Source organism: Halomicronema sp. CCY15110 (assembly GCF_016888165.1).
Taxonomy (GTDB): Bacteria; Cyanobacteriota; Cyanobacteriia; order Phormidesmidales; family Phormidesmidaceae; genus Halomicronema.
On the sequence record NZ_JACSWC010000069.1, the window covers coordinates 1 to 17,825 of the forward strand.

The 17,825-nt window shown below is 50.5% G+C and carries 15 protein-coding genes; 7 read left to right on the plus strand and 8 right to left on the minus strand.

The window, feature by feature from the left end; translation table 11 throughout:
- The coding region (locus tag JUK32_RS00680; RefSeq protein ID WP_204136940.1) for a hypothetical protein at positions 1 to 236 on the plus strand (236 nt) is incomplete at its 5' end.
- A 132-nt stretch (positions 237 to 368) separates the two neighbouring features.
- Here JUK32_RS00680 and JUK32_RS00685 read toward each other — a convergent pair.
- Together JUK32_RS00685 and JUK32_RS00690 are read right to left on the minus strand one after the other, a co-directional pair.
- Positions 369 to 755 (minus strand): RidA family protein, encoded by a 387-nt coding sequence (locus JUK32_RS00685; protein WP_204136954.1) that lies wholly within the window; start codon positions 753 to 755, stop codon positions 369 to 371.
- A 90-nt stretch (positions 756 to 845) separates the two neighbouring features.
- Positions 846 to 1,529, minus strand: coding sequence for an SAM-dependent methyltransferase (locus tag JUK32_RS00690; protein WP_204136941.1), 684 nt, complete (start codon positions 1,527 to 1,529; stop codon positions 846 to 848).
- Between the two features lie 756 nt (positions 1,530 to 2,285).
- On the opposite strand from JUK32_RS00690, the gene dut reads away from it, so the two are divergent.
- The 6 genes from dut (at position 2,286) to JUK32_RS00720 (ending at position 10,621) form a co-directional block, all read left to right on the plus strand.
- Positions 2,286 to 2,717: a dUTP diphosphatase gene (gene dut, locus JUK32_RS00695; protein WP_375541543.1), complete on the plus strand. Its 432-nt coding sequence runs from the start codon at positions 2,286 to 2,288 to the stop codon at positions 2,715 to 2,717.
- A 313-nt stretch (positions 2,718 to 3,030) separates the two neighbouring features.
- Positions 3,031 to 4,419 carry a transglutaminase domain-containing protein gene (locus tag JUK32_RS00700; protein WP_204136943.1) on the plus strand — a complete coding sequence of 463 codons (1,389 nt, stop codon included), beginning with the start codon at positions 3,031 to 3,033 and terminating at the stop codon, positions 4,417 to 4,419.
- 249 nt (positions 4,420 to 4,668) lie between these two features.
- Positions 4,669 to 4,857: a hypothetical protein gene (locus JUK32_RS00705; RefSeq protein WP_204136944.1), complete on the plus strand. Its 189-nt coding sequence runs from the start codon at positions 4,669 to 4,671 to the stop codon at positions 4,855 to 4,857.
- Positions 4,858 to 5,165: 308 nt separating this feature from the next.
- The gene (locus tag JUK32_RS00710) at positions 5,166 to 5,609 is read left to right on the plus strand and encodes a hypothetical protein (protein WP_204136945.1); all 444 of its coding nucleotides are present in this window, start codon (positions 5,166 to 5,168) and stop codon (positions 5,607 to 5,609) included.
- A 94-nt stretch (positions 5,610 to 5,703) separates the two neighbouring features.
- Positions 5,704 to 7,188, plus strand: coding sequence for a PDZ domain-containing protein (locus JUK32_RS00715; RefSeq protein ID WP_204136946.1), 1,485 nt, complete (start codon positions 5,704 to 5,706; stop codon positions 7,186 to 7,188).
- Positions 7,189 to 7,309: 121 nt separating this feature from the next.
- On the plus strand, positions 7,310 to 10,621 hold the full coding sequence (locus JUK32_RS00720) for an SNF2-related protein (RefSeq protein ID WP_204136947.1): 3,312 nt from the start codon (positions 7,310 to 7,312) through the stop codon (positions 10,619 to 10,621).
- 1 nt (position 10,622) lies between these two features.
- Here JUK32_RS00720 and JUK32_RS00725 read toward each other — a convergent pair whose 3' ends face one another.
- The 6 genes from JUK32_RS00725 to drmB form a co-directional block, all read right to left on the minus strand.
- Positions 10,623 to 11,357: a hypothetical protein gene (locus tag JUK32_RS00725; protein ID WP_204136948.1), complete on the minus strand. Its 735-nt coding sequence runs from the start codon at positions 11,355 to 11,357 to the stop codon at positions 10,623 to 10,625.
- On the minus strand, positions 11,354 to 12,220 hold the full coding sequence (locus JUK32_RS00730) for a ParA family protein (protein WP_204136949.1): 867 nt from the start codon (positions 12,218 to 12,220) through the stop codon (positions 11,354 to 11,356). Before JUK32_RS00730 ends, JUK32_RS00725 begins: the two co-directional genes overlap by 4 nt.
- A gap of 36 nt (positions 12,221 to 12,256) precedes the next feature.
- Complete coding sequence (locus tag JUK32_RS00735; RefSeq protein WP_204136950.1) at positions 12,257 to 13,075, minus strand: PD-(D/E)XK nuclease family protein; 819 nt, start codon at positions 13,073 to 13,075, stop codon at positions 12,257 to 12,259.
- A 2-nt stretch (positions 13,076 to 13,077) separates the two neighbouring features.
- Entirely contained in the window at positions 13,078 to 15,663 is a 2,586-nt protein-coding gene (locus JUK32_RS00740; RefSeq protein ID WP_204136951.1) for a UvrD-helicase domain-containing protein, read from the minus strand.
- A 198-nt stretch (positions 15,664 to 15,861) separates the two neighbouring features.
- Complete coding sequence (drmC, locus tag JUK32_RS00745; RefSeq protein ID WP_204136952.1) at positions 15,862 to 16,665, minus strand: DISARM system phospholipase D-like protein DrmC; 804 nt, start codon at positions 16,663 to 16,665, stop codon at positions 15,862 to 15,864.
- The coding region (drmB, locus tag JUK32_RS00750) for a DUF1998 domain-containing protein (RefSeq protein ID WP_204136953.1) at positions 16,662 to 17,825 on the minus strand (1,164 nt) is incomplete at its 5' end. The genes drmB and drmC, both read right to left, overlap by 4 nt.

The window sequence follows — 17,825 nt, forward strand, 5'->3', positions numbered from 1 at the left end:
TGGATCCAGATGACGAAATCAATAAATCCGCCTCTCTAGTTGTCGTCAGCCGACAGGCTCATTGTCGTCTAATAGGACCGGCAGATGCTGTCGAATTAGCCGCTATTGTCGAAGACAAAGTCATGGAGAAACATGACTGCTTCCTGAATGAAGAACTCCTATGCTGGAACTATGCTTCCAGTTATTTGGCAACTGATCGAGCCTGGGAAACTCTACAGCGAATTGTTAGCGCCTAATCTACTGAACTTTCCCGAAGTACTTGAAAGTGCTCAAAACAGTGCGAGAGCACCACACGGGCAACCTCATTTCAAGAGCCTCATGGAAAGCATATTTTTCTTATGAAATGGAGTATGGCACCGATTAAAGCTTCATCTGCTGATATATGCATCAGCCTCAATTTCCACGAGCAGTTCAGGAGAGATAAGCTTACTGACTTCCACCATGCTTGAAGCTGGACGAATCTCTCCAAAGACGCGTCCGTGTGCCCGACCAACATCTTCCCAACGGGATATGTCCGTGACGTACATCCGGGTTCGAACAACATCAGATAACTTGGCCCCCGCCGCCTCAAGGGCAGCCTCAATGTTCTTGAGCGCTTGAATCGCTTGTTCATGCGGATCGTTGATGCCGACAATTCCCTCAGGCGTTGTCGCGGTTGTTCCCGAAACATGAACGTATGGGCCAACCTTCACCGCGCGGGAGTAACCCACAACTGATTCCCAAGGCGCTCCGGATGAGATGTTATGGCGTGTCACTTTTTTAATCTCCGTATCAAGATCTAAAGTCTTCACCTTCTTCAAGCAAGGCTGATCGCAAATTGGCCCGTTTGCGACTTTGGCACTTATTTAAGCGGGCACAACACGCAGCATCTGATTGGCACCCCGCTGAAATTCATAGGGCACCAGACTTATATCCGTCTGAAATCCATGCTCATGAAGGTCTGCTACGACTCCTCCTAAATGAAGGGAGGGCTTACCATCCAAACCTAGTAACGGAAACACACGAATCTCTCTAGCAACCCGCAACATTTCTAGCAGAGACTGAATATGGAAATTCTCCGAAAAGTGGTCACTGTAGAGAAACAAACAATGTGATGACAAAGCAATATCGAAAGCGTTGTCAGCAAACGGGAGGTAGGGCAATTCACCCGCAACATATCGCGATTCGGCTTGGCCCGTCTCATAGTCAGCTAAAAAAGCATCCATTGCTGACATGCGAATGCCCCCGAGTTCATCAACCGAGGATATAGACGTCCATAGATAATCAGCGCGATTACTTCGCATTTGTGCCATGACCGTCTCGTAAGTTTCGCTAATTCTTTGGCGGATCTGAGTACGAGAGAAGGCGTAAATCGGATCAATGGAAACCACACGTCCTCCACGCCTCGCGAGTTCTGCATTGAATCCGGCTGGACCATCGCCACAGCCAAGAACACGACATGCTAAATCTTTATCACTCAAATCAAACATGGCGACGTATTCTTCAAAAGAACGCCCCCATGGCACAACCTTATCCAAACTGAAGCTCATACCCTCAGTCCCCCATCCCCATTGCCTACTTAATTTCGACTAAGACTGATAATGAGAAAAATCCATAAAAACTCGCTGCGTACACCCAAAAGTTTGTTCACACATTCGACAGGGACACTATCAAAATAAGCATCTGATATGGTTTTCAAGTTAATTAAAATCATCCACATCAACTAATGATGTTATGCATGGAAGCGATTCACAACATCGATACTCACCCCTGATAGCCGCTTTTAGAGAAGATGATTCATGCTTTCTGTGAAAGCCTCTACCATGGTGAACACTAGGAGGGTGCTCCCGCTCTACAGCTGCCCAACTACTGATACCGCAAATCGTTGAGCACTGCTAGCTCCGTGATCAATCGTGCAACTTGTACCGAACCTGCCTAACTACTGATGCCGCTTGCGGCTCAACACAATAGTCTTTTTGGGCTTTCTAGCATTCTTAGCGGTATTCTCACCTAGTTCTTCAAAACAATCTGGACGATGCTCGCAAGATGGCTGGCCAACGCTGGGCACCGAGCAAATTATCAGCAATACCGTCGTGGATTAATACGTGCCTGCTGCGACCGGGCCATCACCGCTAGAGTATGGGCTGCTTCAGGGACGTGGCTTTCTCAATGTGCAGCTTTGGCATCCTGAACACAAACCTCAGGAGCGTTGGGTCAAGAAAAAAAACAAGATCGCATCCATTCCCTAACACTTTTGCAGGCACCAGATCTCTTATCTTCAAAGGTGCCGCTAGCTCTGAAGAGACATGATGAAGCTCAAAGTTAAACGCCTGAGGGAAGAAGCGATTCTGCCTCAATACGCGCATCCAGGGGATGCTGGAATGGATTTGTATGCAATCGATGCGATGACGATCTCGCCCGGTGAGGTGGCCTTGATCAAAACCGGGCTCGCCATTGAATTACCACCCGGCACTGAAGCGCAAATTCGCCCCCGCAGCGGTTTGGCCTTGAAGCATGCTGTCACGGTTTTAAATACCCCTGGCACAATCGATGAAGGCTATCGAGGCGAAATTGGCGTGATTTTGATTAACCACGGCCCAGCCGATTTTCAGGTCTCATCAGGCATGCGAATTGCCCAAATGGTGATCAAACCCGTGATTTATGCTCAGGTCGAAGCGATCGAAGTTCTTAGCGAGAGTTCGAGAGCTGAGGGAGGATTTGGATCAACGGGGCAATGAAACTAGATTCCATCCAGGCTCGCCTTGCTGCCTGAGACATCTCTGGAGCAAGAGCAGGGTGACTTATGGCTTATGGTTAGGGAACATAGTCACGATTAACCGTCAACATAGCATTCCCTAACAACTGGAACCACGCCCCCAACAGTCGATGCCGATGGGCAACAGCGAGATCGCTTAACCAACGCTAAGGATCAAGTTGCTTACCAGCATCGATAACACATGAAAAATTCATGCTGGTAACGACATCCTTAATTCAGTTCGGGCACTCTGAAGCGTGAGCAAACTCAGAAGCCTTCAGCGGCAGAGGAGCATGATGGGGTCTTTCTTTAAAGCAGGCGGATGGCTCATTCGCACCCTGTTCTATCTCGCGGTCTTTCTGACTCCCATACTCGGAGTCTGGCTGGCCTCCTCACTCGTGGCTTACATTAATGGGCCAACGATGCTGGCCGTCTGCTCCGGCATTCTGCTATTTCCTCTCATTCCCTTACTGTGGGATTTGCGAAGCCGCAAGCAGCGCCAAACCGGCATTTTGACCTGGGGCGATCGCATTACCCTGCGGACCCTGGTGCTCAATTTGACCTTTATCGCGCTCTTACTCGCCCTGCGGCCCCAGACCTCGTTTTTAGCAATCTCGACGCGAGGCGACTGGTTTTTAGACGGGCAACAAGGACCTCATATTGAATTCGCTCGGCAGAGCCTATTTCACCTGGCGAGAGGACTCGAAGGGCTTTATCTCCAGTTTCATCACAATCCTTTTGATCAATATGCCGATACCACCGGAGCACAACCTCAACCGCGCCCCTCACCCACGGTCAGAGCCGGGCAGGCCCAAGGCTGGCCCTGGCTCGCTACTGAACTGCACCCAGCCGTCGCCAATATGCCCGCTAGCGTTGAAACTAGTATCGCTTCAGTCGCTCGATATATTGCTCAGCAGGAGAAAGATCCGTTTCTGCGCATCAAAGCCCTGCATGACTATGTTGCCGATCGCATTGCTTACGATGCTCCTGCCTACTTTGCCGGACAGTACCCGCCCCAGGATGCCGAAACGGTCTTTCAAAGGCGAGTGGCCGTCTGTGCAGGTTATGCCAAACTTCTAGAAGCGCTGGGTCAAGCGATTGGCGAAGAGATTGTTTACGTCACAGGCGATTCGCGCAGTTCCACCAGTGACTTAGAAGGTCAAAGCCATGCCTGGAATGCGGCCAAAATCAAAGGGCAGTGGTACCTAATTGACGCAACTTGGGATAGTGGCTCGGTGGATCGTTCATCGGGATTTACAAAACGGTATCGCGCCGATTATCTCTTTCCGCCACCAGAGGTGATGGGCATTACCCATTTTCCTGAGGACACGGCTTGGCAACTGCGATCGCTGCCCATCTCCCGAGGTGAATTCTTGCGCCAGCCCATCCTACGCCCGCAGTTTTTCGCTGAGGGTCTGAAGCTGATTACGCCAGTGCGATCGCAAACAGACACCACTGGCCCTGCCACCCTCCAAATTCAAAATCCTAAGCAGCGCTGGCTACTCACCAGCTACGCGGCTAAAGGAGCAAGTGAATCTCAAAGGTGTAGCGATACTGCCATTCAAGGGCCACAGATTACTTGTCCATTGCCGCATTCTAGCACTTATGAAATCAGGCTATTCAGTGGTGACGAGCAATATGGTGACTTTGCCTATGTCGGTCAGGTTGAATTCAACAAACGTTAGCTATTGAGCCTACCCCTGTTAAGGTGAGCTTTTGTACTATTAGATTACGGTGATAGCCAACGCAAGCATCAGGGTTGTAAGCCTTGATTTTATTTTCTTTCGAGAGATGAAAAGCTGCGCCCCCTTAGTTGCAACGCCCAATTTTGATTCAAAATTGGCAAGATCGCTGAAACGACCGTATATCAAGGCTTAGTTCATTTGTTCACCTTAACAGGGGTACTATTGAGCCCTAACGATGCTGGTATAACAGTGCAGCCAAAACGCAATAAAGCCTTTTCTGCCACTGCTGAAGCGTCTCGGTTAACCCCGTCAATTGAAAATGCTCGACAATTGCTAGCCGAGCATTTTCAGGAGCGCGATCTCATCTGGGAACTCCAAGAGCATGAGTTGACGACGTACCTGTACTACTTACAAGTGGCATCGCTGGCTCTCGACTGATTGTTAGGGAATATCACATCTGACCTTCACCAAGAAAGCACCCTAACAATTTCATGGACTGTCTGCCAATATCTGCTCAGGAGCATCGTTATCGATTGCGATCGTCTTATCATCTCTTCAAATGACGGCATCGCGTCTCAACTGTCGCTTGCAATCGAGGATAGTCGCGGCAACCGCTTGGCGCAAGATTTCCAGTAGCTTTCGTAGAATTGCAATATTAAAGTCTAATCTCTGAGAGAATTTGGGCGGGTTGGAGCAGAACTTCACAGAATTATCCTTAACCCCATTGAGCTAGCATTGAAGCATCGTTGCTGATCGTGGATACCATGTCCAACCCCCCTTCCTCCCAATCCATCAATATTCATGGCAGTAACGTTTCTGGAGCACAAATTGGGCAGGCTGAACGTGATGTCACCCAAGTACAAACCGATCAATCTGTGGCACAAGGAGTCGCAAACACCCAGGCCGAAGCAATTGCCCTTTTGGCAACGCTGGAGGCCCACCTACAACAAAGTCTTCTTCCGATTGGGCAGCGTGATAAAGCCCTGAGCTATCTCAGTGCCGCCAAAACGGAAGCCGCGAGTGAGTCTCCTGATAAAGACTTTGCTGCCATAAGCTTAAAGAAGCTAGCGGGCGTGCTCCAGGATGCGAATGAATCCATCGAAACCAGTCAAAATATTTGGGCCAATATGAAACCCTTGCTCGAAAAGTTGCTGCCTTGGCTTGGGGTAGCAGCAGGCTTCTTCGTCTAACTTTTTCGTCTCACTGCACACCGTTTATTAAGGCTGCAGCAACCATCGGTTCTCGGACAGATCACCTTTTAATGCCCGACCCAGAGAGACCATGATGAATGACCCCAGACCACCGGAATCTGATCAGGATCTCAACATTAGGGATAGCTCGGTAGAGGATGCTCAGGTCGGGCAGGCTCAGGGTAACCTGACTCAAATTAAAGATTCGGTCATCCACTTCGTCCAAAAGCCCGTCAGTATCGCAGTTTCCGCTCTAGTGGCGATCGTGGGTAGTATCGGCATCATTGTGGCCGGACGGCAAAACAATGTCATCAACATTGAGGGCGGTGTGGGAGAAGGAGCCACCGTTGCCAATCAGCTCCAGATTTTTCAAGGCGATTCTCCCGAAGAGAAACAGCGCAAGATCGATCAAGCCAAAGCCCTCATTGCAGAGGAGGTCTTTACTAATATCGCGAACCTAGATGCACGGCTGAATCTATTGCCCGTTGCCCTAACAGAGGACAATCGCGATGACTTTGATGCACGACTCGGGGCAGTCCGGGAGCAAGTCGCCCCAGCATTGAGTCAAACCTTTGAAGGGAGCTATCAGCAATTAATTCAAAAGCAGGCGATCGCCTCCCTCCGGAGCGCCTTTGCCAGTTATCCCCTCTATGAGGTGCGGGAACCTCTGATCCAGGTACTGCTGGATGGCAACGTAGACGCCTCGCGGGTCGAAGCCTTCTACAACCGCTTGACAGAAGTCCGAGACGCTTCGGAGTCGTTGTTACAAGAGTTGTCAGAGGCCGCCGAGGTCAAGCAATCAGATCATCCAGACTTAGTCGCCCACCATGAGAAACGGGTAAAGCTGGCGATCCGTAAGCTGGAGAATCGATCACAACTCGCTCACCTGTCAGCGTTAATGCTGCTAGACAGTCTGGAGAGCCCTCTCCCCGATGCCCAAGCCAAGCTCAGCACTCTCAAGGTGCTAACACCCAGTGAACTAATCCCTCAGCGGGAGATGGCTCCCCTCATGGCAGCCGCCGTATCGGAGGCCGAACAGTTAGTGGCGCAACGAGCCGCCCTACTGGAAGAAGCAAAAAAGCTGCGAGATGCCGCCCTAGACGATTATGCTCAGGTCAATGAATCACTCGTAATTCGAGCCTCTGATCCCTGGAGTACTGTGGTGGCTAAGGCGATCAGCTTGCGGCAGTTGGGACGCACCTCGGAAGCGATCGCCGCCTTTTCTCGCTATAGCGATATGTTTGCTGACACCGATCTCACTGCCCGCCAGTATGCTCGCACGGCACAGCAACTGACACTGCAACTGGATCAGCTAGCCATCGCCGGCGGCGTCTACCTCTACGAAATTGTTCCCAATGGGGCAGCAGATCAAATTGGACTACAAACGGGGGATATTATCGTGCGCTATGGCGATCGCCCCATCACCACCATGCCGGACCTCGTTAATGCCTTACAAGCTACCACACCCCGTGAGCCAATCTCACTCACCTGGCTCCGAATGGCGGAAACCGGAACCTTTCAACGCCAGACTCATCAGATACCGGGCGGGCCGCTAGGGGCAGGCATGATGCCCATTTAAGATAAATCGTCGAGCAGTCCTTAACTTTTATGCGTCTGAGCATTTGACAACTAAAGTGCTCTTACAAGCTGCATGTATTCGGGAACTCTAGCAGTAGATTGTCGGTGAGGAAGTGGGGCTCATGGAGTCCGGAGAACAGCTAAATTTACTACGTCAGGTTGAAGAAATCCGGCAAGAGCCTGAGCTCGATTTGCCTGCCCACGATCGCTTCCCTTACAACTATCATCAGCGTACCGTCAAGTCGCGCGTCTTCCAGGACTTACTGGATTCACGCAAACCGATGATTATCAGTGGCTATACGTCATTGGGCATGATCATCGAGTTTCTAGCTGCTTGTCATCAGCGAATGGCGACTGATATAGAAGCGTTTGAAAAGATTCAAATTCTGATCGGGAACGAACCCTCACCGACTCAACGCAGTACTTTTCGGTTGAGGGCTCATAACTTAGCGACCGAAGTACAGCGGTATTGGCTAGAAGAGCGGGGGATTTCTATTTTTCTGTGTGCCAAAGTCATTGTGGCAATTGACTTATTGCGGCAGGGACCTGTAGAAGCGAGGATCAGCGATCAGCCGCGCCCGCTCCATGCCAAGATTTTTCGAGGGGATGAGGCTATCACCTGCGGTTCCAGTAACTTCAGTTACTCAGGATTAGAATTACAGCATGAGGCCAATAGCCGCTACCAGCGAAAAAGCGAAATTAGGCGATATCAAGAAGCTTCCCAGATGGCAGAAAGCTACTGGGAGTTAGGACGCGACTACAAAGATGAATTGATAGAACTGCTAGAGCTCTTGCTCAGTGTCGTTTCATGGCAAGAAGCGTTGGGCAGAGCGTGTAGTGAGTTGTTAGAAGGTGACTGGGCCAAACGGTATACCCAGGGAACCCCCTATAGCGATGAAACAGCACTGTGGCCTTCTCAGCAGCAGGGCATCGCTCATGCGCTATGGGTGATCGAGAATGTCGGGAGTGTTCTTATAGCGGATGCCACAGGCTCTGGTAAGACTAAAACCGGGGCTCATCTGATTCGCAGCGTTGTGCAAAAGATGTGGAGCACTGGGAGGATCAAGACAGAGATCCCGATTTTGCTGTGTCCTCCCAACGTTGAATCCTCCTGGCAGGAAGAGTCTCTGCGCTGCGGACAAAATACACATACCTGCTCCCATGGGCTGCTTAGCCAAACGAAAGGCGATAAAGGAGAGGATGTTTTACGGCTAATTCGGCGAGCACAGGTACTGGCAGTCGATGAGGCGCATCGTTTTTTGAACCTCAACTCCAACCGCACCAAGCAACTGTTCAACAACATTGCAGACCATGTTCTGCTCTTTACTGCAACGCCGATTAATCGGGGACCGCAGGATCTGATTGCAATTGTTGACCTACTCGGGGCAGACAATTTTGACGATGACCTGCTAGAGACGCTCAGTCAGATTCGAAGACGGCGACGGAGTGGAGAAACACTGACTCAAGCCGAGCAAGACAAGATTCAACGAGCGATCCAAAAATTTACGGTGCGGCGCACTAAGACCATGCTGAACCGAATGATCGAGAGCAATTCAGAAGCCTTTAGAGATAAGCATGGTAAGCTCTGCCGCTATCCTCGACACATTACCAAGGTCTATGCGTGCGATCGCACCTACTCGGCTTCAGATGAAGATCGACGCTTGGCAGATCAGATTCGGCAAACAGCATCACAGTTGAAAGGGCTGCAGTATTTTCGCAAGCCCATCGAAATGCCCAGCATTTTTGGCTATGGCGGCCCCCCCGAGCAGTACCTGGAAACCCGGCTGAAAAGCGCGGCTGCCTTAGCAATGTATTACGTCATGGCAAGTTTGCGATCCTCGCGGGTTTGCCTCGTTGAACTCATAAAGGGAACGGAGTACGCCAAAATCTGGGGGGAAATTTCAACCAAAGTTAAGCCTCAGGCAACTGGAGACATCCTGAGCAAATTGCAGCAGCAGTCGGGAGATCCTGCTGAGCAAGTCCTCAAGGTTGCCAATATGCCTGACTGGCTAGTTGATCCGGAGCAACATGCGATTGCCACCCAAGAGGAAATCAAGCTCTACGAGAAAATCATTCATCTAGTAGGTCAGATGTCTGCAGGCAGAGAAGAGGCGAAGGCTCAACAACTGACTCAATTACTGCTCAAGGGGCACAGTATTGTGATTGCCTTTGACCGCAACCTGATTACGCTGGCTGATATTCACGATCGCGTTCAGCAACGACAGCAGTGCGAAGTCCTTATTGCTACTGGCAACAACAGGAAGGATCGAGATAGAGCCAACAAGGCCTGTCAACTAGGCTCTGAGCAAAAAGGGGTGATCTTACTGTGCTCGGATGCGATGTCTGAGGGAATCAATTTACAACAGGCTTCGGCAGTCGTGAATCTTGATATGCCGACAGTTGTGCGGACAGCAGAGCAACGAATTGGCCGCATTGACCGCATGGATAGCCCTCACGAGAAAATTGAAGTCTTTTTCCCGAAGGACAGCGAGGAATTCATTCTATCCTCTGATCAGCAGTTTGTTGAGCGAATGCGGTTTTCCTCAGACATGCTGGGTGCGAATATTCCACTGCCTGACGAACTCCTGACCGCTGAATTAAAGCTGGCTGATACGTTTGCCCGTTTAGAGCGCGGAACTGAGGATGATATCCCCGCTGATCAACTCCTGGATGTCTTTACACCTGTGCGATCACTCGTTGAAGGCGAAGAGGCGCTGGTCAAACGAGAAATTTACGAGCAGATGCAAGCAAGCGATGCGCGAGTCATTGCCTCAGTCAGAGCAATTCAGCGGAAAAGCATCAGCATTGTGGCGGCTCGTCGGCCTTGGGTCTTCTTTGCGATCGCCGGAACTGAATGGGGCGCACCTCGCTGGGTGTATTTGGATAGCCCTGAAGCTGCGCCAATGACTGACTTGGAAGCCGTCAGCTCGCAATTGCGAACGGTGCTCTCCGAAGATGTCCAAAATTTATCGGTCCATCAGCTGGAGCAGGCAGCAAGCGTGTTGGAGACGTTTCTCCAACAGCTCCACCGTACAGAGGTCATGCTGCTTCCCAAGCGCAAGCAGCGGGCGCTGGAAGAAATGAAATTTGTCTTGGGTGATTATCTTGAGAAAGCGACGATGGCGAATCATCAAGACCGTACGGACTTTATGCGGCAGTTGCTCCGGCTCCTAGAACCAGATTCTAAAGAGCCGGTTGATCCCGGCAGTCTAGCAGAGCGATGGCTCGATTTGATTCGCCCAACCTGGTATGACTGTTTGCTTCGACAACGGCGGCGGCATGGACCATTGCGGTTGAAAGACATCCGACAAGTCCTGATTGATCAACCGTTTGAAACTCAGCAGTTAAAGGAAGCATTTGCTGGACTGGACTTGGGTTACCTCAAACCGTTAGATGAACGCATTGTGGCTGCGATCGTGGGAGTTGCCCCATAAATTATGACCAAGTATCGATCACCTTAAGCATCGTATTTTCGGTTAGGTATCTTCGGCCTCGACTATCTTTTCCAACCGCATCAATTACTTCTACAAAACTGTAGAGTGGTTGACCGGATGCTTGATGATATGTCTGAAGGTTGAGAACAATTTGCTGCGCTTTGCTGCCTCGAAGAACTTTTTGCAAGTTATCCAATACCTGTTTCGCTACAGTCGGCTCTTGAATCCGATTGAATGCTTCTAAGGGCGGCAGCGGTTTGAGGATGCGCTCGTCAAGCGCCTCGATAATTGCGGTTTGACTTTCCGCTGCGGTCTCTTTGACATTGCTTTGGAGTAATTCTATGGCTGAGGCCAAGTTATTCAGCTTGACATTGAGTTCTTGGGAAAGCCCCTCTCCGCCACCTGATGCCCCGCCTGAATGGCTAGATAGCGATTCTAAAACCTTTAGCTGTTGCTGAATAGCCGCTTCATTCTTGGGAGTGACGACAAACACCCGCATGCGATCGGGCAAATCAGGGTTAAGTTCGCGTGCTTTTAGGTAGGCTTGATACTCGAAATAACCTTTGATGAGTTCGAAGGTCTCGATATCGAGCTGTTTGACCACCGGAATTGGAATCATTCCGCCAAGCGAGGAAATGGAATGCGCTAAATAAGTGACCTGCTCAGAATCAGGTTCAGCAAACTGTTGGTTGACTACAAGACAATCAAGGTCGATTAAAGTCGTTTCTAGCTTCATGCTGCTTCCTCAAGCTCGATCAGTTGCATGATTTCCTGGGTCAAAGCTTCAAATTCTTCCGCTGACTGAGAATTCGGCTTGTAATCAAAAATGGATTGAGGATCCGGAATATCAAGCTCTCCCACTTCGACCATTCGTTCGATCGCAGCCGATAGGTCGCGCCGTTCAAATATACGACTCTGAAGTACCGGAAATCCATACCGTTCAGTAACAGCCATTTCCATTTTGGGAAGAATTCGCTCGACAAACTTATAAGCGGTATTAATTTTTGATGGCACTACACCCAATACTTCTAGTGGTTTCTTTTTGATTTGCTCTCGCAAATCGTTGGCGTTTTCAACGAATTCTCTGACGTTGCGCAGCCCCTCATTGGCGAACGGCTTCAGGTCTGAGGGGATCAGCAAGTAATCAGCGGCGATGAGTGCTATCTGCGCGAAAAGATTCAGCGAAGGTGGAGTGTCAATAACCACGAGATCATAGGCATCCGCATCTTTTTGGAGCTTATTCGCTAAGCGGGTATAGGACACACCGATCTCCTTTAATTCGAACTCGTGTTGCATCAAATCAATGTGACTCGGGATGACATCAAAGGGGGGATCGGTGAATTGAGACTGTCGAACCACGTCTTGGATAAAGTAGCTATTGCGCTCACGAATAACCTGATAAACGTAATTTTCCTTAATGTCGTCATCGGCCTCATCTTGAAACCTGATGAGACCCGCTGCGTAGGTTGAGTTAGCTTGACTATCTAAATCAATCAACAAGACTCGATATCCCTTACGACTGAAGGCAGCGGCTAAATTAACTGTCAGGGTAGTTTTTCCGACTCCGCCTTTATTGTGATAAACCGCGATCGCTTTCATAATTCAGTCCTATCGTATTTGTCCAAAATCTCTCAATCAACTCTCTAAATTGGTTTCCAGGTTGGCGTTCAGCCAGGCTTCCTGGTCAGTCGATTCAAAGTCCCTAAAATAGCGATTGAAGCTAACGTCGCCGCCTCGGTTCGCTTGGGTATAGGCCCTATAAGAGGAGCAAGAAAACCGACCATCACAGTTACCGCAAATCTGGGTGGCAAACCGTTTTTCACGACCTCGCGTTTTGTAGCGCTGCTCTAGACGAGAGAGGGGCGGTGGGGAAAACTGCCGGTCTTCAATTGCATCGACGACCTCACTGAAATCGGCAATCACTGCTTCAACCTGCTGTTGAGCAAAGGGAATGTCAACTAGCGGTTCCCAAGCTGCCAATGCAGCTTCCAGTGCTGCCTCATCGCCTGCATGCAAAGCTTGTTTCACTTCCTTCGGGTGCGCTGTGGCAATAATCGCGGTTTGATCGAGAGGTTGTCCCCGCAGCTCCTGCCAAATATGGGCATAGATGTTGAGTTGTTTTTCATAGTCCCCCCGGTTGGATTGCACATATTCGGCGTCATGGGTTTTGATGTCGTACATCACCGTGCGTTCCTCTTCCTGCACAACATCGACCACCCCATGAATGGAGTATTTACGACCTTTACGGGTTTGTTGTTCAGGCAAAGTGAGTTTGACTTCTGTTTCCGTCACCCGCTCTGCGACATCACGCATTTTGCGCCAGTACAGCAGCACTTGTTGGAGGGCCGCTCGTTTGGTGTCCTCGGTGAGGGAGTGGCCACCTTCGGCTTGAAGAATTTCATAGTTCTGCTCAAAGATTTCTAGGATGGCGGTTTCTAGTTCTTGGTCAGTCATCGTTAGGTTCTCTTAGCGATCAGCAAATCATGGAGGTCTTCAAGGGTTTGGTGAACGACGCTGCCAAACATTTGGGTTTGGGTCCGCGAGGCCACAAAACCGTATTTGCGAAACAGCATGTATTGCCGGGGGCATTTCTGATACAGCAGATAGTCACTGGTGTAAGAGTAGGCGCGGGCAATGTCTTCTTCCTTGAAAGCTGCCACTGGTAGCGCGTTGGTATCAAAGTGAGGAATGCGCGGGAAATCAGGGTTGTCCAGCAAAGTTCTAAAGGGCTCACTGACAAAATTACCAGCGCTACTGAAGTGGGCCAGTACCAGCAAGTTTTCCGCTCTGGAGAGAGCTACGTAGAACATCCGCATGACATCGAATTCGGCCATGCGCTCCAGCGGTTCTCCCTCGCGGTCAATGAGAGGTCGCACAATCGTTTCAATGGGTTGAACTTTAGGGTCCTTGCGGGGATTGCCAAGGATGACAACCGGAAACTCCAGCCCCTTCGATTGGTGAATCGTCAGAAAGGGAATACGGCCTTTGGGAAATGGATCCTCTGCGTTTTCAAACTCTGATTCGCCCAGCCTGAATAGGCTATAGACGAAGCGCATGAAGAAAGCATTGATGAATTTGCTGTCTTGCAGAAAACTAGCAGTCAGAACGGGGGAATTGTGGTCTAGAAAGCGAGACAAATATTGAGTAACCAGCCCCAGATTACAAATCGGCCCCTCATCGCTGCCTTGCTCTGCCAAGTCAAACCAGGATTTGAAGGGTTGGAAGGCACAGAGACGATAAAAAAGATCGAGGATACTCCAGTCCAAAGAAGTCGCTCGATTGATGATGTACTTCAGGCTGAACGGGTTGCCCTCCAAGTGTCGTTGTTTAGCTAGCCGGTTGATGTAGACATTGGTAATGCTCTTGCGGGCCTTTTCAGATAAGCCGAAAGCCTGGGCTAGCGGCTGTTCCATCTGACTCGGCGTGTAGGCTTCATCCAGCTCCCAGCCGTGTTTTTCAGCGACCCTACATAGGATTTGGTAATCACTGAGGACAGTTTCAATCTCATCTTGGCAATCGCCGACATACGTTGCCAAATTGGGATCAGCAGTAAGGTGCTGGTGGGCATCTTGAAGGCAGGTATCCAGCCAATCTTGAAATTCCGCATAGTCGCCTTTATATTCGCCCCGCTCGGGCCTTCCAAAAATCTGTAAAAACAGACCAAATACCGCCACCGATTCTTCGACTTCCAGGAAGCGCCCTGCCCGTGGGGCATAGACTGACAATCCTTGCGCTTCCAGCGCCTGCCGCATGCGTTCAACCTGCTTACTTTTAAGCGAGGGGAAAAGGAAGGCAATCTGATTCGGATCGGCAACTTTTTGCTCATCAAGCAATCGCTTCACCAGCTCTGCAATTTCTGCAACGACCTGGTCGGGTTTAGCAGGACTGCTGGCAACTACAGCCGGGTGATGATCGGAGCTATGCGCTCGGATATCTTTGTCAACGACCCGATAGTGTCCCCGATTATCGGGGCGGCTCCAGTTACAGCGACTCATAAAGTCGGTGTAGAAGTCAACAATGTGTTTGCGGGAACGGTAGTTGATGTCAAGCGGAATCTGGGTCAATGAGCAGTCCAGCGTCGTTTTGACGCGCTCTGGAAACTGGACAAAGTTTTCAACCGTAGCTCCTCGAAAGCGGTACAGGGCTTGATCGTCATCACCCACCACGCAGATGTTTTGATGGCCTGCGGCCAGTTGAAAAAAGAGCTGCTCTTGAATCGAGTTCGTGTCCTGATATTCGTCGATGATGACGTGTTTGAATACGCGGCCAGCATCTGGTGATTGTTGTAGCGTTTGCAAAGCCTGCTGTTGAAGCAAGGCGAAGTCAACTTGGGGAGTGCGCCCTTCTAACCCTAGTGAGTCTTTGTAATAGGCGTAGAGATCGATAATGCCTTTGAGAATCTCGTTATCGGTGCGATCGCGAATTTCGGCGGGATCCAAACACTCTTCAGAGAAGCGATTGAACAAATTCAGGCAGTTGGTCACTGCCTTATGACGAGAAGACGAGCCCCATTTGCCGCCATTAAAGAACTCGGTGATGGCGTAGTTGGCATTATCGGGTAGTTCGGTAGATGCGATCGCAGCTTCCCAAAACCGACGATCCGACAAATAGAAATATTGATCTAGAGCATCCATTAAGCCTGGTGTAACAGGGCGAAGCATATCGGGAGAGAACCGTCGATCGATCATCAGTTGCTGGCATAAGGCATGGACGGTTCCCACATACATCCGAGCAATGTCATACGGTTGCCCCGTTTGGTTTGTCACGATTCCCAGCAGAGACTGAAGACCTTCACGCAGTTGCCTGGCGGCTTTTTCAGTAAAGGTGCTCAGAAAGATCTCTTCAGGCTGAATGCCGTGAAAAACGATCAAATTAAGGGTACGCCACAGCAACACTCTCGTTTTGCCAGAACCTGGACCGGCTGTGAGATACAGTGGCCCATCAGTGTGCAAAATTGCGTTTGCTTGATTGGGATTAGGTTGAAAAGGTCGGGGTTCTAGTGCTTGCCAAATATCCTGTAGGGTAAGACTCGCAGTAATCATAGCTATCCATATAAGCGTTCGTGTACTGATTGTGTAATCACAATTTGCGGTTTAGAAATAGCACCCGGCCAAGGCTGTAAATCGCCTTGCTGATGGCAGCCCCATGAAAGACTTCATACCCTCCTGCCTCAAGGAGAAGTTTCGAATTGGGGCAACTAGATGGTTAATCATGGTGATGTCTTGCACATTAAGTCAGAATCAAAGGCCAGGAACCCGCTTGAGGGCTTCCTGTGCGACCAGCATTTCAAACTGGGAACGAATAGCGCGAGCAACGACCTTGTCAGTCATCAGGACGCCAGCTTCGATATTGCGCTCATGGGCAGCCTCAGAGAAGTTGGCAGAGGTGATGAGTAGACGCGCTTCATCGACGACGACGCATTTCGCATGAAGACAGGCGTTTGATTCACCAGTCATTAACATGGCCCGAGGATCATGAAAAACTTCCGGGAGACGCTGCCCAGGCCAGACATGATTGCGGAAGGTTTCGGCAAATTGTCGCAGGAGGATCGAAGCGGGAGTCGGGTCTTGATACTTGCGTTTGACGTTGAGAAACATGCGGACCTGGAGATCAGGGTTGGCATCCATGCGCTGAGCCAGGGGGCGGAAAAGGGCATGTCCTTTAGGCCCTTGATCAACCGAGAAGCTAGAAATCAATACACTCGATTGGGCACTGCTGAAGAGTTCTCGAACGACAATGCCGGTATCACGGCTTTCGCTGCCGGGCACTTCTGGGCCTGTCCACACCAGATCAACCTGGTCTTGCTGAGCTTGGGACTGGGCACGTTCTGCTGCCAATAGCCGGAGCATGTAAGCAATATGACCGATCGCCATGCCTTGCTCATACAGCTGATTGAGCTCGGTCATGACTTCTGGTAGGCTGCCATCGACCACATAGCCGCAAATTGCCACGGACGACACGGGCAGACTGAGCCGACCCGCATCGAGCGCATTAGCGATGCCATTAAGAGCAGGGCGACTGAGCTTTAGAAAAGAGGACTTCACAGCAGACCATCTGGGAAAAATTCGGCTCCCAGACCCTCCACGGTACTTGTGACTAAAGCCCGATCCAGCATTTCGTTGCGCCGCTCACAGGATGTTTCGGCGATGAGTAGGCAGCCGTGACAGGCCGCCCCATGCAAGAAGCGATCTTCCTGGGGGCTATCGGGTTTGTGCTGAGCGCAAACTGGATCATTGGAGCACAGGCGTCCTCGTTCTAAGGCTTTGCTCAGGTGGTATTCCAGTCGTCTACCGACTTCGACCAGTCCTCCGAGAGTGCCTTCAGAGCCGGATGTACCTGTGTGCAGCAAGATACCGTAGCCGATATCGGGAAAGGCATAGATACGCTCGCGGATAGCGCTAGAGGCGTAGCCACACTCCAGAGAGACGGAGGTGATTAAGAGATGAGATAGGGAATGGAGCATGATATAGGCCGCTCCAGGAAACTTCATTCGGTCTCCAGGAATACCTCGATTCTCGGCCCACCGTCGGTAACCCTGTTCCAGGGCTTTTTCTCGGGCTTGAACAGCGGGGCGATTGAGCCAGGTTTTGATGAGGTCGGATTTGAAGCTGATGAAGACGCCCTCGCCCAAGTTTTCGATCGCGGGTACCCATTTTGGCTCAAAATCCAGGGTGGCACGACGGACACCAATTTCCAGATCATCGATTTCGCCTTCAATATTGGGCATGGCGGCCTCAAAGCGGGTGAAACCAATCAGCGCCACCACCTCTCGCAGGCGATGAACCAGCACGATCTGATCGATGAGGTTTTGCCACTGGGGGGCTAGTGAACTCGGTCGTCGGGCGTAGCCCTGAAAGATCTTGTCATCGGAGGGGGCTTCTTTGCCTTTCTCCTCAGGACAGGACAAGAGGGCTTCGAGCTCGACCTGCTTGATGCTTTTCTCAGGGGCCTGTTGATCAGCTTTGCGGCGTTGGATTTCAGCCCAGACGGCTTCAGGTCCAAATTCAACTAAATCGGCAAACTTGGGCTTTTTGAGTTCCTTCTTGATGTCGCTAATATCCTCAGCAAACTGCAGGTCTTCTAGAAAAAAGCGATCCACTGCCTTTTTCAACTCAGCGTCTTTATCCGGCATGGAGATGACGCTGAGAATCTGGCTGAAGTAGGCGTTGCTGGCCGATCGCACCAGCAGGCGATTGTATTCTGG